This is a genomic window from Lysinibacillus fusiformis, assembly GCF_002845985.1.
Taxonomy (GTDB): domain Bacteria; phylum Bacillota; class Bacilli; order Bacillales_A; family Planococcaceae; genus Lysinibacillus; species Lysinibacillus fusiformis_D.
Window position 1 is genome coordinate 112,561 of record NZ_PDFK01000002.1, and the last position, 23,842, is coordinate 136,402.

The 23,842-nt window shown below is 37.7% G+C and carries 22 protein-coding genes; 2 read left to right on the forward strand and 20 right to left on the reverse strand.

Annotated features, from left to right (window positions below; all coding sequences use genetic code 11):
• Nucleotides 1-2: 2 nt before the first annotated feature.
• From CRI88_RS06600 to CRI88_RS06675, 14 genes are all read right to left on the reverse strand, one after another.
• Nucleotides 3-1,757, reverse strand: coding sequence for a hydantoinase B/oxoprolinase family protein (locus tag CRI88_RS06600; protein ID WP_058844113.1), 1,755 nt, complete (start codon nt 1,755-1,757; stop codon nt 3-5).
• Nucleotides 1,757-3,799, reverse strand: coding sequence for a hydantoinase/oxoprolinase family protein (locus CRI88_RS06605; protein WP_036125405.1), 2,043 nt, complete (start codon nt 3,797-3,799; stop codon nt 1,757-1,759). The genes CRI88_RS06600 and CRI88_RS06605 overlap by 1 nt, the downstream gene beginning before the upstream one ends.
• Before the next feature lie 25 nt (nt 3,800-3,824).
• Complete coding sequence (locus CRI88_RS06610) at nt 3,825-4,370, reverse strand: helix-turn-helix domain-containing protein (protein WP_036125407.1); 546 nt, start codon at nt 4,368-4,370, stop codon at nt 3,825-3,827.
• A gap of 225 nt (nt 4,371-4,595) precedes the next feature.
• Entirely contained in the window at nt 4,596-5,135 is a 540-nt protein-coding gene (locus CRI88_RS06615) for an NADPH-dependent FMN reductase (RefSeq protein ID WP_058844112.1), read from the reverse strand.
• Between the two features lie 187 nt (nt 5,136-5,322).
• Complete coding sequence (locus tag CRI88_RS06620) at nt 5,323-5,571, reverse strand: DUF2164 domain-containing protein (protein ID WP_036125412.1); 249 nt, start codon at nt 5,569-5,571, stop codon at nt 5,323-5,325.
• 602 nt (nt 5,572-6,173) lie between these two features.
• Nucleotides 6,174-6,398: a hypothetical protein gene (locus CRI88_RS06635; protein ID WP_036120485.1), complete on the reverse strand. Its 225-nt coding sequence runs from the start codon at nt 6,396-6,398 to the stop codon at nt 6,174-6,176.
• Nucleotides 6,399-6,413: 15 nt separating this feature from the next.
• Entirely contained in the window at nt 6,414-7,535 is a 1,122-nt protein-coding gene (locus tag CRI88_RS06640; protein WP_058844763.1) for a Nif3-like dinuclear metal center hexameric protein, read from the reverse strand.
• Nucleotide 7,536: 1 nt separating this feature from the next.
• Entirely contained in the window at nt 7,537-8,229 is a 693-nt protein-coding gene (locus CRI88_RS06645; RefSeq protein WP_058844762.1) for a tRNA (adenine(22)-N(1))-methyltransferase, read from the reverse strand.
• A gap of 163 nt (nt 8,230-8,392) precedes the next feature.
• Nucleotides 8,393-8,752: a cytochrome c550 gene (cccA, locus tag CRI88_RS06650; protein WP_036120495.1), complete on the reverse strand. Its 360-nt coding sequence runs from the start codon at nt 8,750-8,752 to the stop codon at nt 8,393-8,395.
• A 340-nt stretch (nt 8,753-9,092) separates the two neighbouring features.
• The gene (locus CRI88_RS06655) at nt 9,093-9,659 is read right to left on the reverse strand and encodes a hypothetical protein (RefSeq protein ID WP_036120498.1); all 567 of its coding nucleotides are present in this window, start codon (nt 9,657-9,659) and stop codon (nt 9,093-9,095) included.
• 227 nt (nt 9,660-9,886) lie between these two features.
• The gene (gene rpoD / locus CRI88_RS06660; RefSeq protein ID WP_004227165.1) at nt 9,887-11,014 is read right to left on the reverse strand and encodes an RNA polymerase sigma factor RpoD; all 1,128 of its coding nucleotides are present in this window, start codon (nt 11,012-11,014) and stop codon (nt 9,887-9,889) included.
• A 32-nt stretch (nt 11,015-11,046) separates the two neighbouring features.
• Nucleotides 11,047-12,879, reverse strand: coding sequence for a DNA primase (dnaG, locus tag CRI88_RS06665; RefSeq protein ID WP_080717049.1), 1,833 nt, complete (start codon nt 12,877-12,879; stop codon nt 11,047-11,049).
• Nucleotides 12,880-13,084: 205 nt separating this feature from the next.
• Complete coding sequence (locus tag CRI88_RS06670) at nt 13,085-13,897, reverse strand: pyruvate, water dikinase regulatory protein (protein ID WP_058844761.1); 813 nt, start codon at nt 13,895-13,897, stop codon at nt 13,085-13,087.
• A gap of 17 nt (nt 13,898-13,914) precedes the next feature.
• Entirely contained in the window at nt 13,915-14,547 is a 633-nt protein-coding gene (locus tag CRI88_RS06675) for a transcriptional regulator CcpN (RefSeq protein ID WP_058844760.1), read from the reverse strand.
• A gap of 429 nt (nt 14,548-14,976) precedes the next feature.
• On the opposite strand from CRI88_RS06675, the gene CRI88_RS06680 reads away from it, so the two are divergent.
• Complete coding sequence (locus tag CRI88_RS06680; protein ID WP_036120515.1) at nt 14,977-16,362, forward strand: glycine--tRNA ligase; 1,386 nt, start codon at nt 14,977-14,979, stop codon at nt 16,360-16,362.
• Between the two features lie 50 nt (nt 16,363-16,412).
• On the opposite strand, the gene CRI88_RS06685 is transcribed toward CRI88_RS06680, so the two are convergent.
• Entirely contained in the window at nt 16,413-18,143 is a 1,731-nt protein-coding gene (locus CRI88_RS06685; RefSeq protein WP_257982876.1) for an HD-GYP domain-containing protein, read from the reverse strand.
• A 1,043-nt stretch (nt 18,144-19,186) separates the two neighbouring features.
• Here CRI88_RS06685 and CRI88_RS06690 point away from each other — a divergent pair.
• Nucleotides 19,187-20,575, forward strand: coding sequence for an S-layer homology domain-containing protein (locus CRI88_RS06690; protein WP_058844759.1), 1,389 nt, complete (start codon nt 19,187-19,189; stop codon nt 20,573-20,575).
• Between the two features lie 36 nt (nt 20,576-20,611).
• On the opposite strand, the gene recO is transcribed toward CRI88_RS06690, so the two are convergent.
• The 5 genes from recO to ybeY form a co-directional block, all read right to left on the reverse strand.
• The gene (gene recO, locus CRI88_RS06695) at nt 20,612-21,397 is read right to left on the reverse strand and encodes a DNA repair protein RecO (protein ID WP_036120522.1); all 786 of its coding nucleotides are present in this window, start codon (nt 21,395-21,397) and stop codon (nt 20,612-20,614) included.
• A gap of 240 nt (nt 21,398-21,637) precedes the next feature.
• Complete coding sequence (era, locus tag CRI88_RS06700; protein ID WP_036120526.1) at nt 21,638-22,555, reverse strand: GTPase Era; 918 nt, start codon at nt 22,553-22,555, stop codon at nt 21,638-21,640.
• A complete protein-coding gene (locus CRI88_RS06705) occupies nt 22,542-22,955 on the reverse strand; it encodes a cytidine deaminase (RefSeq protein WP_080717050.1) in 414 nt (137 codons plus the stop codon). Before CRI88_RS06705 ends, era begins: the two co-directional genes overlap by 14 nt.
• 58 nt (nt 22,956-23,013) lie before the next feature.
• Nucleotides 23,014-23,364 carry a diacylglycerol kinase family protein gene (locus CRI88_RS06710; RefSeq protein WP_036120529.1) on the reverse strand — a complete coding sequence of 117 codons (351 nt, stop codon included), beginning with the start codon at nt 23,362-23,364 and terminating at the stop codon, nt 23,014-23,016.
• A complete protein-coding gene (ybeY, locus tag CRI88_RS06715; protein WP_036120532.1) occupies nt 23,365-23,838 on the reverse strand; it encodes an rRNA maturation RNase YbeY in 474 nt (157 codons plus the stop codon). It abuts the gene before it with no gap.
• Between the last annotated feature and the right edge of the window lie 4 nt (nt 23,839-23,842).

The window sequence follows — 23,842 nt, forward strand, 5'->3', positions numbered from 1 at the left end:
AGTTATTCTCCCTTTACTACTCGATTTCTTTCTGGCATTTCTTTAAAGCTGTAGTCTGACTCATCTACAAGAACATGAAAAATAGCTTCTGCTTCTTTTCTTGAAAAATAGCCATTTTTCACATCATGTGCTACCTGTTCCGCTGGACGTTTAAGTGGATTGCCATAGCCTCCACCCGTGCCAGTCATTAATTGAACCACATCATTTTTATCTAGTTTATATCTTGGATAGACCCCGAATGGTCCATCTACCTGGCCATTCGCTTTTTTTACATAAAATTCATTCGGCGAACCTTCATGTCCATTGTCAATCCCCCATGGTAAAAACTTATTCCTACCAAAGGTCACTGTTACTGCTTGATTGTCCGTCATGGCTCTATAGGATCTGATTACTCCTTTGCCACCAATGTATTCTCCAGCCCCTGCTCCATTTCTATCTTCTCTTAAACAATATTCATCAATTAACACACCATAGCGAGTTTCCGCTACCTCAATTGGCACATTATATGTCTCACCATCCGAAAAACAGAATTGACCAGAGGCTCCATCAGCATCGTTTCCGCCACCCCATCCACCTACTGATGGTTCAACAATTAAAAATGGCTCTCCTGTATCATGATGTGTACCACTTAACGTTACAGCACAAACGGATAAAAACTGACCAGCAGTTAATCGACTCGGTATATGTGGTGCCAAGGCTTTCCATACTAAATCTAAGCTGCCAAGCAAGGTTTCAAAATAATTGGACACAGGTACTGGTCTTTCCGCAGACATAATTGATTGAGGATCAACAATTATTTTTAGTGGTCTAAACACACCATCATTTACATCCTGCGCTGGATTTGTAATAGCTAAGAAGATTGCACGTACAGCTGATGCTAAACCTGTATAGGAACAATTCATTGGTCCAGGTACTTGAGGAGAACTTCCCCTAAAATCACAAATAAATTCATCATCTGATATTGTCACTTTCACTTTTATTGGAAATGGTCCGTTACCAATCCCATCTGTATCAATAAAATCTTCTGCGTAAAATTCTCCTTTAGGTAATCTAGCAAGCTCCTGCTTGGCCATCGCTTCGCCATGATCTAAATGATATTCAATTGCTGCCAATATGGTAGCTAATGTGTATTTATCACACAATTCCCTTACTCGTTTTTCTCCTGTTCGAAGAGCTGCAACTTGTGCAAACATATCTCCTAAAGATAGATCTGGGAATCGCACATTTGAACGTATTATTTCAACAAGTGCTTCATTCAATTTACCTTCGTCATAAAGTTTGATACATGAAAACTGTAGTCCCTCTTGAAATATGTCAACAGAATCGTTAGTAAATGAACCCGGATCCTTCCCTCCAACTTCAGTCCAATGAGCTTTATTAGCTGAAAAGGCAATTAATTGACCTTTATAAAAAATTGGCATTACGAGTCCAACATCTGAAAGGTGTGAACCGCCGCCTTGATAAGGATCATTAATTATAATGATATCTCCTTCTTTTAATTTATCTCCTGGATATTTTTTTAACGTTTCTTTTACCATAAAAGTGAGCATGCCGATAAAACCTGTCACACCATTACCCTGAGTTAATAAATTACCTGCTGAATCTGTTAAGCCACTCGCATAATCTAATACTTCATAAATAATGGGACTCATTGAAGTTCGTGCTAAAGCTACAAACATTTCATCTCCAGCAGATAGCAGTGCATCCTTCACAATTTCTAAAGTAAATGGATCAATTTGCGGATTGATTGCAGTCATTACGCTTCCTCCTTTTCAATAACAATATTTCCATAAGCATCTATATAGAGTGATTGCTTATGATAGATTACGGTAGCTGCAGCTCTTTCTTCCACAATAGCAGGACCACTTATCTTCATTTCAATAGGTAATAGCTCACGATCATATATATTTGTTCTCACCCAGCCATCATTTTCAAAATAAACATTGCGTTGTTCTATTAATGCGTCTTGTAAGCTAGTATGGCGCTCAATCGTTTTTAATTTAGGTTTACCAACCTTCCCAAAGGCCGTCACATGAATATTAACGATTTCTGTCTCTGCTTCTGGTAGTTTAAATGTAAAATTCTTTTCATGTAATAAATTAAAATCTGCAATCGCTTTATCTAACACTCGTTGATTCCATTCACCGCCCTCTACAGGTACCTTCACAGTATGCTCCTGGCCTAGATAACGCATATCTGCATAGCGTTGGAAAAATACATTATCTTTGTCCATACCTTCTTCTTGGAAATGTTGGAATGCCTGACGCTCAATATTTGCCCATATTGAGTTCATTTTTGTTAAATCAAGATTATTCATTCGTTTAATGTATGTTTGAATATAATCATGACGTAAATCTGTCATGAGCATCCCCCATGCGGAAAACACCGGTGATGCGATTGGAATAATAACCTTTTTAACACCTAATTCCAATGCTAACGCAGGTGCATGCATCGAACCTCCCCCACCAAATGCAATCAAGGTAAAGTCTTGAGGGTTATGACCTTTACGAATAGAAATCAACTTTAGAGCATTTAACATATTGGAATTGGCGATACGAATAATTCCAAGTGCCGCTTCTTCAGCAGACATATGAAAATGTTTCCCAATTTTTTCTTCAATTGCATTTTTCACATTGTTCAAATTCACCTCGTAATCAAAGTTCTTCGGTGATAATCTACCAGTTAATAAATTTGCATCCGTTGTGGTCGGCTCTGTTCCACCTTGACCATACGCAACTGGGCCTGGTCGAGCACCCGCTGACTGCGGCCCTACTTTTAATGAACCTGCACCATCAATCCATGCAATGGAACCACCACCGTTACCAATCTCAACAATATCAACAACTGGTGTTTTAATTGGATAACCTGCGCGTCGAGTATCTTTTTCGATATAGTAATCTGTAGAAACTTTTACTTCGCCATTTTCAATCAATGAACATTTTGCTGTTGTTCCACCAATGTCGAAAGCAATAATATTTTTTTCTCCTAGTAATTCACCGAGTACCGCTGCACCTAAAATACCAGCAACTGGGCCTGATTCTACCATATTAATTGGTAAACGCTTCGCATTATCAAATTTAGTGGTACCACCATTTGACTGCATAATATAACTTTGCTCTATATCAATAGTATCTTGTAATTTTTGCTCAAGTCGATCAATATAAGTTGTTGCAGTTGGTTGTACATAAGCATTTAAAACCGCTGTATTAGTGCGTTCATATTCACGCCACTCTTGTGTAATTTCACTGGAAGCGGTTACCTGAACTTCTGGCCACAATTCCTTTATTTTTTCTACAGCTGCTTTTTCATGCTCGTTATTAACATAGGAGTGTAAAAAAGAGATTGCAATGGCCTCAACCTGTTCCTTCTTGAAATATTCAACTATTTCTTCTAGTTCATTCATTTCCAGAGCTGCTAATACTTGTCCCTTATAATTAAGTCTTTCAGTTACTTCTCTGCGTAAATATCGTTCTACAAATGGCTGTGGTTTTTGATACTTAACATTAAATAAATCAGGTCGATTTCCACGAGCAATTTCCAACACATCCCTAAACCCCTTAGTTGTAATTAGACCCGTCTTTGCTCCTTTACGCTCAGTTAAAGCATTGATAATAACCGTTGTGCCATGGATAAACATTTCTAAATGCTGTTGATCCACTCCACTTTTCTTAATAACATCAATGACTCCTTGTTCAAAATTTGGAGGAGTTGTATTACTTTTTTCATAGCCGAAGTTTCCATGTTCATCAACATACACTAAATCTGTAAATGTACCCCCAATATCTGTTGCGACTCTCATTCCATCCACCCAACCTTCCTTTTTTTTAGAAAATCACTGGCGTTAACACACTTAAAACAATACTTTCTTCATTCAAAGGATTTTCCCATGAATGTGGAACTTCAGAAGGATAATGAATTGTTTCACCTTCTCTAAGAAAATATTCTTGCCCATCAACCTTAAATAGGACAGCACCCTTTAATACGTAATAAAACTCTTCCCCTGGATGACTCGATTCTTGATTTTTGTCCATTTGACCCGGGGCCAGCTTCACAAGCAACGGTTCAAGATTTCTTCCACTAAAATGTCCATTAAGTCGCGTATATTCTATCGAAGATGCTTCTAATTTAAATGGTTTGCGATCAGTTTCTTTTACGACATACGTATTATTTGAATCGGACTCAAAAAAGTAGGTGATCGGAACTCCAAATGCATCAGCTATTTTTTTTAGAGATGTAATAGCCAGTGAAGATGACCCCCTTTCTATTTGTGAAAGAAAACTAATCGATAAGTTTGTTTTTTCACTTAAATTCTTTAATGTCATGCCTTGATCAATCCTTGTTTTTTTTATGGTTTGATGAATATCTTCCAAATTGCCACCTCTTTTTTGATTACACTGTATTTTTTGAAGTATAACTATAATTTTTTTAATAGTATCATATTATTTTCTGAATTGAAAGAATATTTTTAAATATTAGTATTTTATTAAAAATAAAAAAACTCCATTCACCGTACTAGTGAATGAAGAAGAGTAATTTTATCAACACATTTAAATAAAAAAACAATATGCACATAGGGAGTGCATATTGCCATGAAATTATGATCGAATTGTTTTTAAAGCGGTTGCCCACGGTACGAGCTGATCTAACATTTGATGAACAGAATCTGCTTGCACCTCTTTTGGTTTAAAGACAGAGCCATTTTCAAAATCAGTAAATAAAGATAGTGCTGGATGCACACGGACATCGGCAACTAGTAATTCTCCAAGAATACCTCGTAAATGCTCAGCTGCACGAGCACCTCCAACAGAACCATAAGAAACGATTCCAGCAGCTTTATTATTCCATTCCACTCGTAAATAATCTAATGCATTTTTTAATGCACCTGTAATGGAGTGATTGTACTCAGCAACAATAAAGACAAAGCCGTCGCATGCTCCGACTTTTTCTGACCAGGCCGCTACTCCTGAAGCATCTCCGCCCGGCTCCCCTAAAAGCGGTAATTTAAAATCAGCGATATCAATTATTTCATATTCCGCATCACGACGTTTTTCTGCCACTTCCTTTACCCATGTGCCAACCTGTGGGCTTACACGACTCTCTCGCGTACTTCCTAAAATAATGCCGATTTTTAACATATGACGCCTCCTCTTTTTCATCCGTTCTTGTGACTCCATCATCGTTCATTGTACGCGATCGCCACTCGTAACCATTTTGGTCAGGAACATACCCCTTTATTCATCACTAATTTGTCAGCCTAGAATAATCAGAATTAAATTAACATAATTTTTTATTTTCTGTCACTTATTTAAACTAGAGGGACGATTATTTCATTTTAATAGGTTGCTCCAATGCCTCCAATTCCTCCTCAATAGAGGCATATTGTCTTTCCACTACATATTTGGCATCGGATAGAGCGGCATTATAAATATGAGGAGCAATATGTTCCTTGATAAAATCGAATACACGCTCTGCTTCAAATTCACTAATATCTTCATCACGCTGATTATAGAAAAACCGTTGAATATCAGCCAGTATCATTTCTTGCTGATCTTTTGATAATCGAATAAACAAGTCAAATCTCCCCATTCCTATTCTTTGATTTCTCCTCCATCTTATCACTACCTATAGATTCTTTGCCTATTAAAAAGGCTGAATACTAGTTCTACTAGCATTCAGCCCATAGTGTTGAAAAGCAAAACCATCCATAGAATTTATGTGAAAGGTGAAAAAGGATTTCCGTTGCAGGCTACTTGCTTTCCTGTGGGCGAGCGCCGAGCCGCTCCGTTTAGAGGCTCGCCTGTCTCGCTATCCCACAGGAGCCAAGTGGCCTTCCACTCCATAAATTTAGCAAAGGTTCAAGTGAAGGTATTCACTCCTCTTTTATGGAGGGGTGTTGTCACACATCACTTCTCCACATTGAAAATAAGAAGCTATCTTTTGCAGAATGGTTGATTGGAGTGGAGCCAGCGTCACTCCTAGGGGATTTAGCGTCACAGAGGAGACGCTGGAGCGAACGCAGTGAGTGAAGCGGCTCATCGGACGTCCCCTGGAAAGGACGCTGGCGGAATGGAAATCAACCCCTCGCCTTTCAAAATTGCTTATTCTGCCGTTGACATTACCTTTTTTCAACAACATAGGCTGAATACTAGTTCCACTAGCATTCAGCCACCATCTTATTGTTTACATTCAAATGAATAGCTAGTGGATAAAAAGTTTTTTTCCTTTGATACAATCGCTTGTCCACCATCATTTTCACATTGCTGTGTCATCGCATCTATTTTCTTGTCATTGATCGTATTTGTCATCACCGTCATACCAATGCCAAAAACAGCAATGAATAAACCAATTATAATCCATAACTTACCCGTCTTATTGCCTCCAGGTCTATCATTCGCCACATTTGTTCCCCTCGCTTATACAAATAAAAATGGTTCTGTATTGATGGTTGATTGTACAAATTCAACATGGTATTTTTTATCCTCACATAGTTCAGCCATTTTTTTGGCTACCCCTGCAATCATCACCTTTTCTACATGATGACCCGGATCTACAATTTGCAAATCAATGGCTTGTGCGTCCTGTGCTGTATGGAAGTACATATCACCCGTTAAGAAAACATCTGCTCCAGCGCGTTTTGCCGCATAAATATATTTATTGCCGTCTCCACCAACAAGCGCCACTCTGTTAATCTTCGATTGTAAATCACCAACCACACGAACTGCTGGAACTTCTAACTGCTGCTTTACAAATTCTGCAAATTGTTGTAGCGTCATTTCTTGTGGCAAGTATCCTACTCGCCCCAACCCCATAACATTAGTTTGCTGCTCAAGACGTATCACATCATAAGCGGGTTCCTCATAAGGATGACTAGTAAGCATCGCCTTTAATACGCGGTTTTTGATGGATTCAGGAAATACGACCTCGATCTTTACCTCTTCCTCCACATGTAATTCATCAATAGTGCCAACGAATGGATTTGCTCCTGCTAATGCACGGAATCGTCCTTCTCCAGTCGTCGTATAACTGCATGCTTCATAGTCACCAATACGACCTGCCCCAGCCTTTGCTAGAGCCTCACGTAATACTTCTGCATTGGCAGTAGGTATAAAGACAGCTAGCTTGAACAGATTTTCAGCATACGTTTCTTCTAATATGGAACAATTTTTTAGCTGTAGGGCATCTGCTAGTAGATCATTGACCCCACCTTCAGCTACATCTAAATTAGTATGGGCCGCATAAACAGCGATATCGTGTTTAATCAGCTTTTCATATAGGCGTCCCGCTGGTTGATCTGTGCGGATATTCGACAGACGTCTAAAGATTGGTGGATGGTGCGCGATAATCAGCTCACAGCCCTTTTCTATTGCCTCGTTTGCAACAGCATCATTAACATCTAACGTCACCAATACTCTATGGACAGGTTTATTGAGTGTCCCTATAGCTAACCCAATTGGATCATTGTCCATGCAAGCAAGTTTCTTGGGCGACCATGCTTCGAACACTTGAATGATTTCTTGACCATTCACGGTTTTCATCTTACAAAACTCCTTCCACTAAATGTATCAGAGCCATTAACTCTGCACGCTTTTCTTCAATTTCAGGTGTTTGTTCTGCCTCTTCAATGGATTGTAGCACTCGTTGCCAGTTGTCTTTTTCGCGTAACCATTTTTTCATAAATGCTGGTGATTTGCGCTGGCTTAGTTTAGGACCAAATAAAATCTCTGCTGTAGATAGCTTCATTTGTCCTCTTTGCAATACAAGGATTTCATAGATTTTATCATCTTCCTCTAAGATCTCTTCATCCAGAATCGCCCACTGATGTGCTAACGCCCACTCACGAATGACCTTAGCATGAATATTGGGCTGTAAAATAAGACGTGTGACACCTTGAAGCTTTTCAGGATACTTATCTAGGATGGAAACAATCAAAGGTCCACCCATCCCAGCAATTGTGACTGTGTCCACATGGTCAGTCATTTCAATCGCTGCTAATCCATCTGCAAGACGTACGGTAATCTTCTCCGTTAAGCCTTCCTTTTGTACTTGTCCTACAGCTGATTCATAGGGTCCTTTTACAACCTCTCCTGCGATGGCACGAGAAGCAGTTCCCTGATGAATCAAATAGCATGGTAGATAGGCATGGTCACTACCGATATCTGCCATAATAGCTCCTGTGGGAACAAATTTTGCTACTGTTTCTAATCGTTTTGAAAGTTTTTGTGCGTTCATTTTATACCGCCTATCTTCAATAGAGTCCATTAATAGTATGGATGATGTCGTGAAAAAAAACAAATGGAGTTGCCCCACATTTTTTGTGGACAACCCCATTTTTATTATGTAGCTGAAGATAAAAGTAGCTGTACTATGTCAGTACAGCTACTTGTCAGTCATACTATTCTAAAGTAGAAATGTATTCAGCGATTGCTTTTGCTTCCTCTTCAGTTTTCATGTTCGGTTGCATTGGAGTACCTTCGATACCCTTTGTTAAAACTTCAACGATATGGGCTTCATCTAAGCCATGTAGGTTTGGACCCATACTACCACTTAAATCATTACCGTGACAACCGATACAAGATTGTACTAGTGCTGCACCATCATCGTTTGCATCTGTAGTTTCAGTAGTTTCGCCACCGCCCTCATGTTCAGCAGCAATTTCTTTCTTGTTATCTGCACCTTGTAAAGACATGAAGAAAATAAGACCAATACCAAATGCCAGAATTAAGATGTAAGGAACGACTGGATTGTTTTTCATAAGTTTCCCCTCCTCATTTTAAGTCTACTTCTATTATAATATAGAATCAGTCAACATCTAATATTGTACTTCATTAACAAAGAAACGAAAAGCCCTATTCGCTAAGTTTTCCTTTGTTTGTAACAAATTCGACATTTCTGTATCTATTGGATAAAATATGTCTTGCCAACCCCAAAATTTGGTCATATTTATCCTTTTCCATACCATTGTTTTCATTACGATTCTGTTGTTATCATACCCTTTGCACACGTACATATACCAAAAAATTAAAAAATCTGTATGTCTTGTATCAACATACAGATTCTCATGTAATAATAATTTCAATATAATATTTGCTGTATCAAGATAGATTTATGATATAATATCCAATCAGTGCTACTAACCCTAAAACACCTGAGACTGTGAAATATAGCAGTTTCATTTTAATACCCGACCAAAGCCAAATTATACAATTCGCTGCAATCAAACAAAACAAAACCGTATTATTTCCACTAAAATATGTAGTGCAAATACGAATAGACATACTAAATAGCAGAATGGCTGCCAGTACATGAAAAATAGGCGCCAGTAGATGTTTTTTTTGTGCCATTTGCCATGCAGCAATAAATAAGATGCATGCCCCTAATCCCACAACCACAGTTAATATCAAAGTCAAAGATTGCATTGTAAAATAGAGTGTCAAAACAGCCATGATGGCGATACATAGACCCACTACTAATAGGACCATTTTTCTTTTTTCTGATGGCAAAATCGCTTGTTTAGGATGTTGCACTGGCTCTAACTCCTCTATATCAGCCCCTTCTGTATAAAGAGCTGCTAAAAAGTCACAATAGTGCTCTGGTAAAAGTTTATTTTGCTTCCAAAATAAAATTTCATTAAGGATTATTTTCTTTCGAGGATTTGTCATAATGATAGCTCCAAACATTGCTTAATAATGGTTGTATTACAATTTTATCTCACAATTTTGGAAAACACATCTGTATAAAGTCGCAAATCTTTCATTTCCTTCATTCTAATTATCTATTATTGTCGAAAATAAGAAAGTCGAGTAGCGGGCTTATTACCTTTTCAGTATATAAAAAAGGAGCTATCCCAACTAATTCACACTAGTCGGATAGCTCCATCTATTTAAATTTATTCTAAGAAATCTTTTAAACGTTTACTGCGAGAAGGATGACGTAATTTTCTTAATGCTTTCGCCTCGATTTGACGAATACGCTCACGAGTTACGCCAAAGACTTTTCCTACCTCTTCTAATGTACGTGTGCGACCATCATCTAATCCAAAACGTAAACGAAGTACGTTTTCTTCACGGTCTGTTAACGTATCTAGTACATCTTCTAATTGCTCTTTTAACAGTTCATAGGCTGCATGGTCAGATGGAGATTGTGCTTCAGAATCCTCAATAAAGTCTCCTAAATGTGAATCATCTTCTTCTCCAATTGGTGTTTCAAGAGATACTGGTTCTTGTGCAATTTTTAAAATTTCACGAACTTTTTCAGGTGTTAAATCCATTTCCTCTCCAATTTCTTCTGGAGAAGGCTCACGACCCAAATCTTGTAAAAGTTGACGTTGTACACGTATTAATTTATTAATGGTTTCGACCATATGAACAGGAATACGAATCGTACGAGCTTGGTCAGCAATCGCGCGTGTAATTGCCTGACGAATCCACCATGTAGCGTAAGTAGAGAATTTAAATCCTTTACGGTAATCGAATTTTTCAACAGCCTTAATCAGACCCATATTCCCTTCTTGGATTAAATCAAGGAATAGCATACCACGACCAACATAACGTTTTGCAATCGATACAACTAAACGTAAGTTCGCCTCTGCTAAACGTTTACGTGCTTCCTCGTCTCCTTGCTCAATACGCTCTGCAAGTGCAATTTCCTGCTCAGCAGATAGTAAATCTACTCGGCCAATTTCTTTTAAATACATACGTACAGGGTCATTTATTTTAACACCTGGTGGTACACTCAAATCGTTTAAGTCGAAAGTTTCTTCATTTGCTTCTTCTTTCATTAGACTTTCTTCTTCAAATTCTTCTTTTCCAATGATTTGAATGTCTTTATGCTTTTCAAGATCCTCAGCAAAATGGAAAATTTCTTCATTTTCCAATTCATAAGGTGTTAGTTTCTCTGAAATTTCTTTCATCGAAATTTCACCTTCTGTTTTCGCTTTTTCTTGTAGGAATTTTTTTGCATCATCTAATGTAATTTCTACTTCTATCTCTTTTGAACGTTCTGACTTGTCCGCCATAAACCTTCCTCCTTCTAAACAACCGAATCGGGTTAAATCGCCGATAACGATTTTCTTAAATGAATAATCTGTTGGGCGATTTCAAGTGCACGTGCATACTCATGCATCTTCTCCGCTTCCTTTGACTCATGCATCTTTTGATAAATTTCTTGCTCAATTCTATATTTTTGAAGCTGACGGATGGAGTCCATTACCTCTGCCTCTGCTTGATCAGGATCTCGCTCAACTAAAGCTGCTTCCATGACAATTTTTCGTAATTCAGCGTCATCCAAAATTTCCACAAAGCGTTGATAATCAGGATGACCATATTCCTCATAAAACCCTACTAAGCGAACAAAAACAGCCATATAAGCATCTCGTACAAATGGCTCCTTTTGCTCACTACGTAATACCCTGTCCACTACATCTATATTATGAAGCATATGAGCCAGTAATAAACGTTCGGCACGTTCGGCTGCGTCCATAGGCTTTTGCTGCTGCGTGACTGGCATTGAAGGCATCTGTGTAGGCATTTCTGATTTTGCAGAACGTACCTGATTAGCCTCCAACTTTCGGAATTGAGCATAAATGGCTTCTTCCGATATATTGGTTTCATTTGATAACTGTCGTATATACAAATCTCGTTCAACTGGTGAGGATCTCCCTACTAGTTGTTCAAGGACTTCTTGAATATACTGAAGCGTATCATTTTCAAATTGAAAGTTCTTATTGCGTCTAGCATGCATCATCATAAAAGCAATATACGCATGAGGATTTTCCAAAATTTGTTCCTTAAATGCTTGTCCACCTAAAGAGTGAATGTATTCATCAGGATCTAATTTTTCTGGCAATACAGCAATATCGACTTTCATGCGCTCCGTATGCAGTAATTGCGCCGCTCGTTTCGCTGCATCAAATCCAGCATTATCACCATCATAGCAAATCGTAATTTGCTCTACTAAGCGTTTTAGCTTTGTGATATGCTGATTTGTTAGCGAAGTTCCCATTGTCGCAACCACATTCATGACACCTACAGAGTTGGCCGCTAAAACATCCATAAAACCTTCCATCAATACTACTTGACGATTTTTTCTGATAGAAGTTCGTGCTTTATCTAGGTTATAAAGCACTTCACTTTTTTGAAATATTGGTGATTCTGGACTATTTAAATATTTCGCTTCTTCACCAGTTGATGTAAGTATTCGACCTGAGAAGGCAATAATTTTACCATTCTCATCTCGAATCGGAAACATAATACGTCCTCTAAAGCGATCAAAGTAGCGTTCTTCTCCCTCTCGCTTAATGATGAGGCCACTTTCCGCAATTTCTTGTAAGTTATAACCTTTTCTTTCAAGCAATATTGTTAATGCTTCAAAGCTTGGGAGAGACCAACCAATGTTATTAGATTCTATAAGTTCCCTTGTAAATCCTCTTTCTAGCAAATAATTTAAAGGTTCTTCGCCATCCTCTGTATTCAACAGTAGATGATGAAAAAAATCTGCTGCAAAAGCGTGTGCTTCTTTCATCCTTTCTTCTGCTTTAGATATCTTTTTTGTTCCCTCTGGAAAGCTTGGCTCAACATCTAAGTGTATGCCAGCACGTTCCCCAAGTTTCACAACGGCATCAGGAAAAGAAATGCCTTCTATATCCATTACAAAAGTAATAGCATTCCCCCCTGCACCACAACCAAAGCAATGAAAGATTTGCTTGTCTGTTGATACAGAAAAAGACGGTGTTTGCTCTCCATGAAATGGACAGAGGCCAAACCAATTTCGCCCACGCTTGGTCAGCTGCATGTATTCACTAATCACATCAACGATATCCGATTGTGTACGAATCTGTTCAATTACTTCTTCTGGAATCTTCCCTGCCAAATCCATCACCATCTTTAATATTTGCGTTCTAGAAACACAATTCGCTATTCGTTTTAAAATTCCTTTATTTCTCGACAAAAAATTAGGATTTTTCTCTTATAAATATTTTTACCACAATTTTATTATTATAAAACAAAAATTAGTTTTTATCTATACTATTTTCAAAATACACTCAAAAAAACCGCCTCTACTAACCGAGGTGGTTTAAATTTCCATCTTATTTACGAGTAAAAATATGTTCAATGATTGTATTTGCAGTCTCTTCGACAGCTTTATTAGTCACATCAATAACTTGACAACCTATTTTACTGACAATTTTTTCAAAATGTTGTATCTCATCTAAAATCCGTTCATGTTGTGCATAGATAGCATCATCATTTAATCCGAGTGACATTAATCTTTCTCTTCTGATAAAGTTTAACTTTTCAGGTGAAATGATTAAGCCAAAGCATTTTTTCGGATCTATTTGTAAAAGCTCTTCCGGTGGCTCTACCTCTGGTACTAAAGGAACATTTGCCACCTTATATTTTTTATGGGCTAAATACTGTGAAAGTGGTGTTTTGGATGTTCTTGATACGCCTACGAGTACGATATCAGCCTGTAATAACCCACGTGGATCTCTGCCATCATCATATTTTACCGCAAATTCAATGGCTTCAATTTTTTTAAAATAATCATCATCCAACATATGAACAATCCCTGGCGTTTCTAATGGGTTTTCTTCCATAAAGGTTGCCATAGTTTGTAAGGCTGGTCCTAAAATATCTACTGCCTGAATTTTTTCTTGCTCACATAAATCATGTAATAATTTACGCATTTCTTGACGAACTAATGTATAGACGATAAATGCTCGTTGTTGGGCTGCAAGGAAAACAATTTTACGGATTAGCTCCTCGGACTGAATGTGAGGAAACCGACGAATCACAGTATTTTCTAAACCCGGTCGGAACTGGCTAATAACCGCTTTGGCAACTTGATCACCAGTTTCGCCGACAGAATCAGATACAACAAATACGCGTAGTTTTTTCATGCAGCTCTCCTTCTAATTTAGACCTTTTGTGCAAGAGATAAGAAAGCTCGTGTAATCGTTGTTTTTGTAAGACGACCTACTATGGTTAAACCACCCTCCTGTGGTTCAACTACTGGTAGCGAATCAACTTCTCGTTCAATAAGCTTGTTCGCTGCAACAACTAATGAATCTGATCTTTCACAGTACGAAATATTTGGCATACGTGTCATAATAATATGTACTGGAATTTTATTTAAATCCTGCGTACCAATACTTGTACGTAGTAAATCTTTGCGAGATAGTACGCCTGTCAAAAACTCATTCTTATCTACGACAAAGAGTGTACCAACATCTTCTGAAAACATAAAGCAAATTGCATCATAAACCGTCATTGTTTCCGGGACCACGACAGGACCTGAATGAAAGTCTTTCACTTTTAAATTGTGAATACTATCCAATAAATTAATGGATGTTTTTTTACCTGAATAAAAATAACCAACTCTTGGTCTCGCATCTAAAAATCCTGCCATCGTTAGAATCGCTAAATCTGGTCTTAAAGTTGCTCGTGTCAGATTGAGACGTTCCGCAATATGTTCCCCGGTAATAGGGCCATTTTCTTTCACAATCTGTAAAATGTCTTCCTGACGTTTATTGAGTTCGATTGGACTCACCGCCTCAAATCTAATAGTGTTATACTTATGCTCAATTATTATATACTATTTTAATAATTATTGCGAATTAAAGAACTGCATGCTACAATATTGACACATACGCTTGCTCTATCTGTATTTTCGAGCAAAATTGCGTTATACAGGCGATGATGGGAAAAAAGTATCTGTTCCATTCAATAGCGAGTAGAAGATGGTGAAAGTCTACACAGCAACAGAGAAAAGGCACTCCTTGAGCTAACTTTTTGAAAAGAGGTTTTAAACATTCGTTTAAAACAATCAGGGTGGAACCGCGGGTCTTAGCACTCGTCCCTGGGCATGCATTGTGCCCGGAGACGGGTGCTATTTTCATTTAGTTACTACTAGATGAAATAACTTTAGCGTTTTACCGCTAAAAGAACAATAAGAAAAACTTAGAAGGAGGCTATTTTTATGGCTAACAAATCAATGGAAACCATCGTATCATTAGCAAAACATCGAGGCTTTGTCTTCCCTGGTTCTGAAATCTATGGTGGTTTAGCAAACACTTGGGATTACGGTCCACTAGGTGTCGAATTAAAAAACAATATAAAAAAAGCATGGTGGCAAAAATTCGTTCAAGAATCAGAACACAATGTAGGTATTGATGCTGCGATCTTAATGAACCCAAAAGCATGGGTTGCTTCTGGTCATGTTGGTAACTTCAACGACCCAATGATCGACTGTAAATCATGTAAGGCTCGTCATCGCGCAGATAAAATTATCGAGGATGCTGCATTAGCAAAAGGCGATGAAATCATTGTGGATGGTATGACATTCGATCAAATGAAAGAAACAATGATTAAATATGACGTAGTATGTCCGGATTGCGGAAAAGCGGATTTTACAGATATTCGTCAATTCAACCTAATGTTTAAAACGTTCCAAGGTGTGACGGAATCTTCTACAAACGAAATTTATTTACGTCCCGAAACGGCACAAGGTATTTTCGTGAACTTCAAAAACGTTCAACGTTCTATGCGTAAACGTACACCATTTGGTATCGCACAAATCGGTAAATCTTTCCGTAACGAAATTACACCTGGTAACTTCACATTCCGTACACGTGAATTCGAGCAAATGGAGCTAGAATTCTTCTGCAAACCTGGCGAAGATCTCCAATGGCACGCCTATTGGAAAGAATTCTGTAAAAATTGGTTACTAAACTTAGGCATGAAAGAAGAATCTATGCGTCTTCGTGACCATGAAGATGATGAGCTATCTCACTACTCAAATGCTACAACAGATATCGAATTCAAATTCCCATTCGGTTGGGGAGAGCTTTGGGGCGTAGCTGATCGTACAGATTATGACTTAAAACAACATATGGAACACTCAGGTGAAGATTTCACTTATATCGATCCTGTATCAAACGAACGTTATGTTCCTTATTGTATTGAGCCATCTTTAGGGGCTGACCGTGTCACATTAGCATTCCTATGTGATGCCTATGATGAAGAAGAGCTAGAAGGTGACGATAAACGTACAGTTTTACGTTTCCACCCTGCACTAGCACCATTTAAAGCTGCTGTTCTACCGCTTTCTAAAAAATTATCTGATGAAGCGGCAGATGTTTGGGCAGAGCTCCGCAAAGCGTTCCCTGTTGATTTTGATGAATCACAATCAATCGGTAAACGTTACCGCCGTCAGGATGAAATTGGTACACCATTCTGTATCACATACGATTTTGACTCAAAAGAGGATGGCCAAGTAACAGTACGTCATCGCGATTCTATGACGCAAGTTCGTATGCCAATTGCAGAAGTAAAAGCATATATCGAAAAACATCTTCAATTCTAATCGTTTTGCTGAACAAAAGAGGGAGTAGCCAGTCTGGCAACTCCCTCTTTTTATGCTTTATATGTGGAAAATAAGCGCTCTTGCATTTTTTCCTCGAATGAAAACTTTTTCATGCTCATCCCTACTAAGCTCACTAGTATCTCTTCAATATCAGCTAATGAATAATAAAGAAAGGCACCTTCTCGCATTGGACGAACTCGTTTGTCAACAGTTTGTTCCTCTTCAATAAAATAGGCGACATTGACATCACAATGCCCCATCAATTGTGTAATACGTTGATCATCACCTGGATTGATAAAGAAAGGTACTATTTTATCGATATACAAAATACTTTGCACAAGTTTAATGAAGAAATTTTCACGTAAGGAAGACTCCACCACTAAAATGGTCGTTTGTTCATGCTGATAATCCATATATAATACATTTAATTGCTCTTCTAATAGCTTTTTTAAGATACTAATAGAATTTCTATATTTCGTCATATCTGTTTGTATTTCTCGTGTTAGCAAACGTAGTATACGAAACGCTGGTAAGAAAATTTTTAAGACAATTTCTTTAGGATGTAAATGATCAATTAATTTACTAAAATGAATTCTCAGATTATTCTCATCGCAGCGGATTAATTGCTCCACAAATAAGTTAAAAATCTCTTCGAAGCTATTCGCCCTGTAGTCAATCATCTTCGTAATTTTCACACTATAGTTTAAAGGCAAGTTCATAGATTTTTGCTCATCTAGCAACCTCACCTTTGGTAATGTCGGAAATAAATCATAAACTAGCTCTACTTGTGCACTACGATTATCCGATAGCATAACAACCGAGTTGACTGGGTAAATGCCTAAACATTCAACAAACTTATGCATAAAGTTCTCATTATATAAATGACGATCCCTGTATAAAACAGCTAATGCATCTGTAGCACCGTAGCCAACATGGTAGACTCTTTTCGATGTCATGGCTGAATACACATCAATAATTTGTAATAATTGCACACCATCAGTCATTTCATCTGCACAAAGTTGATTTGGATAACCCTTCCCTGCAAAGCGTTCATGATGATCTCTCGCTAAATAGGCAATGTCTTCCTCCTGATATTCTATTAGTAAGTCATAACCTTTTGTTGTATGCGTTTTGACGATTTCAAACTCATCTTCAGAGAGTTTGCGCTTTAAATTTAATATTTCCTGCGGTATAAAGACCTTCCCAATATCGTGGAACAAATAACCTCTTGCTAATATTTCGATATCCGTTAAACCTAGATATCTAGCAAAGATTGTCCCTAACACAAATACATCAAATGAGTGGACAAATGAATATTCATCCCATTCCTTTAAGCGCATAAGTAGCTCATAGCGATGTTTTTTTTCTAAAATTTTTTCAAAAACACCTCGTACATAAGCCGTATCTTGCATGCTTTTCAGTATTTGTCCATATCGTAATTCATGCACAACATTCTCCAACGTTGTCATAAAAAGCTGACTTACCGTTTCTTTATATTCATCTACTGGTTCAGTTTTTTCAATTAATGGAGCAAATAAATCTTCATATTCTCTTGTTCGTTGAATACTTAAATCATGAACAACTCGAACTGAATCAGATGGTAAATAGACTGACAATTCATCTACTTTTCGAAGTTTAAGTAAGGCAATAATTCGCTCCGTTAAAACTAAATCTTTTTTTGCTAATAGACGATAGTCTGAGAAAATATCTTCAGCTAATATATCATTCGCTTCAACTTCCTGAATATTTAAGGTTACTTTTCGTAGCATATTTTCTGCCACATACGCAATGTACTAAGCACTATGTGACTCCCTCCTTCTTCCATAGGACTGCGTTATTCTGATAACGTATCAATGACTCCTCGCTTTCGCACAGATGAATATGTCCTGATTTTTCCAAGCGTGCTTGAAAAGCTTCTTTTTTAAAACCGTGACATCTAGCGGAGGCTTTATCTTGATTCAACCAGTGTTTAAACACCCGTTAAAAAAAGCAAAACAAGCATTTATTTTTCCCTATAGAGAGGGAGGCTTTTGTACCTAATGTTGTGCTTTTGATACAAAAAAACATTTGCTGAATCAAGATAAAATACGTTTTGCTGATAGAGGCTTCCATTTCATAGGCATGTCTAAATTGATCTAGCGTACATTTGTGTCGATGGGGATGAAACGACTAAATTATATTTTTAAAATATAAATACGATTATCTATATTTATTACAATATCATAGGTTAAAATACCTTTTCAACTAGTATATGGGACTCAAGTGATCGGTTTCTACTATTAATATATTGAAAACTAAAGAAAAACACAAAACCTTTTACCTATTATTTTTCATTTATCATCGAAATAAAAATTAATAAAAAGTCAAATAGACCCTTTACTCAAATTTCACAATCATAACTTTATTATATAAAACTAATTTTCTATAATCATTTTAATTTGTAAAAATTGAAATTTTATTCATTTACAATCCGCCTCTCATTCCCTTAAAGTATAACCAACGATGCTACTATTGACCTATCCAACTCTCTCCATATAGATGTATAGTTCAAGAGGCAAATCAAGTTTTTTCGTTGCTGTTAAACATTTAATTACCAGTAATGTCATGCTCAAGGATGATATTTCCTCTATTCGCAGTTCCAACTTTTTGGTATAAATAAGGTATTATAGTTAGTATTAGCTGTTAAATAATGAATAATTAACATGCTAAAGACATCCCCCTTTTTAACATTCAATCGTCCGGAAGTTTGAACTGATACATAGGAAGGTCTGAACGAAACATTCATACTATAAAATTTTATATTGTACTATTTGGAGGAATTCAATTGAAGTCTCAACGTTTATTTCAACTAGCCATGGCATCTGCCTTAGTAACAAGTGCGATTGTTATCGCACCACCAGCACATGCAGCATTTTTTCCTGATGTTAATCCATCCACTGAAGAAGGAAAAGCTATCATTCAGTTAGCAGAGCGTGGCATTATTTCTGGCTATATGGACGGAACGTTTAAACCTGCAAACCCCATTACACGCACACAAGCTGCGAAAATTTTAGCAGGTATTTTAAAGTTAGATACAGTTCATGTAAAAAATCCTCAATTTAAGGACATTAAACCTGGCGATGAAAATTACGGAGCGATTGCCGCATTAGCCAATGCAGGAATAATTAATGGGGCAAATGGTTACTTCTACCCAAATCAAAATATTACACGCGAACAAATGTCAAAAATGATTGCTAAGGGCTTTGGATTAACGAGTCCAAGTAATACACAATTGCCATTTACAGATGTCAAAAAAGGAACTGAATTCGAGCCTCATATTAAAGCTTTATTTGCCAATGGCATTACAAAAGGAACGTCAGCCACTACATACGGTCCAAAGAGTCCTGTGAAGCGTTCCCAATTGGCTGCTTTCGTTGTACGTGCTGAAAAAATGTTAAGCAATGCAACCGTTTATGCAAGTCAATTTAAACAGGACTATATCTTTGCTTCTTATGGTGGTCTTGAGCCAGCAGAGGATATTTTCACATGGACTGAAGAGGAAGATATGACAGAGTCTATCACGATTACCCCTATAAAAGAAGGTACGGGCAAATTAGTGATTACTGGATTTACTGATGATTCAGAGGACTTTACAACTATTTTTTATTTAGTTCATGTGAAAAATGTCAATGGAAAGCTGAAGGTAACGCTTGAGGAAGTAAAGGAAGAGGATTATACAGAAAATTCACCACTTGATTTAGCAGAAAGTAATTTACCATTCGTGCCAACTGAGGTAACAGTTCAAAATATGAACGGGCAGGCACTTGCATCGAATTTATACAGCTTTAATCAGGATGATCAAACATTAACTATCTCGAAAAATGGACAGTTCATTGTTACATTTTCAGATGGGACACAGCAACAAAAGATGGCGGCTGATGTGTATGCCTATGACTTTGTTCGCGGTATTGATTTGTACCATTTAACTGACGAATTAACACTATCAACGCCAGTATTACCTTTCGAGCCAGCTAGTGTAGCTCTTGAAGTTTTTGACTTTGAGCCAGCGCCTGTAAAAGCAACTATTCTTAATGGACAACTACATGTTACACCAAAAACAGAAGGTATTGCCATTCTTCATCTAACAGGTAAAAACGAGGAAACAGTCTATCTCTATGTGGAAAGTAAAAAAATTGCTGGACAATGGGCTTTTCTATATGAATTTGATATCTGAAATAATTTTTTAATAGCACAAAATGCCAGAAGAACATTATGAGTCTTCTGGCATTTCATTTTTAGATCGTATTTGCAATTCAGGCGTTCGCTCTAGTTGCTCAATAAATTTTTTCGTCTTAAAGCGGATACCTGTTTGTTCTTCATAGATGGTTGTAATAATTTTTTTGATGAAATATTTTGTTTCTTTTTTTAGCTCTATTTTTCCGATTTGATCGATTGGAACAGTATAAAACATACGTATAAGCTTCAGTTGTGTTGGTGTTAAACGAATGATATAGGGGTCATACTGATAACAGCGATGACATAAAAACCCTCCTTGTGCAAAGGAAAAAGCAAATTCCCCATCGACAGCACCACACGCAGCACAGGCATGTAAAATAGGTTGCACACCTGTATAGGGTAACATTTTCCACTCAACAAATAGTGTGATAGCTTCGGGATCATAGCCTTCCTCAATTGCTTGTAATGCGTGTAATAATACATCAAAAGCAAATGGCTCTGGTTTCCCTTCTTCCACGACACGTTCCACCAGTTCCATGATATAGCTAGCATAGGCAGTGGCCATAATATCTTCACGAATATGACGCATCGAGTTCAAATGCTCTCCTTGTTGTAATGTCCCCATACCAGTATGATGTTGCACCATAAACATGCCATAGGTAAAGGGTTGTGTGACGGACGCCAATCGACTAGAAGGCTTTTTTGCCCCCCTAGCCATTGTAGCCACTTTGCCAGCTTCTCGTGTTAGCAGAGTGACAATTTTATTGGATTCCCCATAAGCACGTACCTTTAATACAATGCCTTCCCATTTATGAAGCATAGTTCTCCTCCTTTCCTAAAAGAGCTATCCAAGAAAAGAGAGCTATCCAAAATGCTTTGGACAGCTCAAAGTAATACCTCTCAATTACACTCAGATTTTACTGAGCAGACGATTTGAAAAAAGACCTCCAGGAGGCAATCTATAACATCTGCTGAAGTCTATATTTTTAATTCAGCAGGCGTTTGAACATCTGCTAAGAAATTCACCCGATAAACACTGCTGGATTAGGATCACAACAGCTTAATATTCATCATCACGGAATCCAAAATCGCGTAAATGTGTAGATTTATTACGCCAATCTTTTTGTACCTTAACCCATAGCTCTAAATAGACTTTTGAGCCTAACAGCATTTCAATATCCTTTCGTGCACGTGTCCCTACTTCTTTCAGCAAGGCTCCACGTTTCCCAATGACAATGCCTTTTTGAGAATCGCGCTCCACAATAATCGTCGCGGCCACATGAATTTTGTCAGCATTTTCTTCATCACGGCGAATTTTATCAATCACCACTGCAATCGAGTGGGGAATTTCTTCACGTGTTAAATGTAAAACTTTTTCGCGTATCAGCTCTGAGATGATAAATCGCTCAGGATGATCCGTCACTTGATCTGCTGGGTAATATTGTGGTCCTTCTGGTAAATATTTTGCTAACGTCGCTAATAAATTTTCTACATTATTCCCTTGTAGTGCTGAAATCGGTACAATTTCTGCAAAATTATAGCGCTCTTTATAGTTCTCAATAATCCCTATTAATTCGTCTGGATGAATGGCATCAATTTTATTGATGACCAAAAAGACAGGCGTCGGATTCCCCGCCAACAATTCTAAAATGAATTCATCGCCTTTACCAAGTTTTTGCTCAGCATTGACCATAAACATAATAACATCCACTTCACGCAATGTATTTTTAGAAACTTTCAGCATGAAATCGCCTAGTTTATGTTTTGGTTTGTGAATACCTGGTGTATCAATAAAAACCATTTGGCTATCATCTGTTGTCAGTACACCTTGTACTTTATTTCGTGTTGTTTGTGGCTTATCACTCATGATCGCAATTTTTTGGCCAATGACACGATTTAAAAATGTCGATTTTCCTACATTTGGACGACCAATAATGGAGATAAAGCCTGACTTGTAGCCATTGTTAGTTTCCTGCATTCTCTAAATCCTCCGTCGTAAATGCAAACGGTAGTAATTCGCCTACCGACGTTACCGTCACATCACCTTTTAAGTTCGTTAAATAAACAGGCATAGTTGGCGCACAAAACTCCATCATTACCTGACGACATGCTCCACACGGTGCGCATGGCCCGTCCGTATCAGCAACAATGGCAATGGCTTCGAATTCATAAATGCCCTCTGATACAGCTTTAAAGAACGCTGTACGCTCCGCACAATTCGTCATACTATAGCCTGCATTTTCAATATTGCAGCCGTGAATGACCTCTCCCTCTTTTGTTAAAAGAGCTGCACCTACTTTAAATTTCGAGTATGGAACATAGGCTTTTTCACGTGCTTTTTTTGATTCCTCTAATAATCCTTGCATATCCACTGTCATCTATACAAATTCTCCCTCACATTATGGTTTATTTTCATTAAGAAGACACTCATTTCCATTAAAACCATTTTGGCAGAAAGATGAGTAATCCGATTATAGCACTGAATAGCGCAAATACAAGCACTGCACCTGCCGCAATATCTTTCGCCTGCTTAGCAAGTGGATGTATCTCTGGGGAAGCTAAATCAACCGCCCGTTCGATAGCTGTATTGATCATTTCCAGCGCAAACATTAGTGCTATTAATAGTAGCACAATATACCATTCCATACGAGATAAACCTGTCCAATAACCAGCCATTATAACAATGATTGCACTAATTATATGTGATTTTAAATTTTGTTCTTTACTTGCTGTGATAATGCCTTCCAATGCATAGCCAAAAGATCGCAAGTATTTGCGCAAATCCATTTAGTCTCGCCCTAAGCCGAAAGTTTGTAAAATTTCATCTTGCTTTGTAAACATTTTTTTCTCTTCTTCTGGCTCCATATGGTCATAACCAAGCAAATGTAAAAAGCCATGTACAGCTAAAAAACCTAATTCTCGTTCAAAGGAATGATTGTATTCCTCAGCCTGCTCTTTGGCACGGTCTGTAGAAATGATAATATCACCTAGTACACGTGGCATTCCTTCAAAAGTTACCTCGATTTCCCCTTCCCCTAGCTCCTCTAACGCAAAGGAAATGACATCTGTAGGCTGATCCTTGCCACGATACTCACGGTTAATATCTTGAATCGTCTCATTCGTTACAAACGTCACTGAAACCTCAGTTTCTGGCTCAATATTTTCAATACTCGCTGCATGCTGTAAAAGCTTTTCAACAAGCTCTGTATGTGGTGTAGCCACTTCATTTGTTTCATCTGTAAAATCAATTGTTAAAATCATAGAT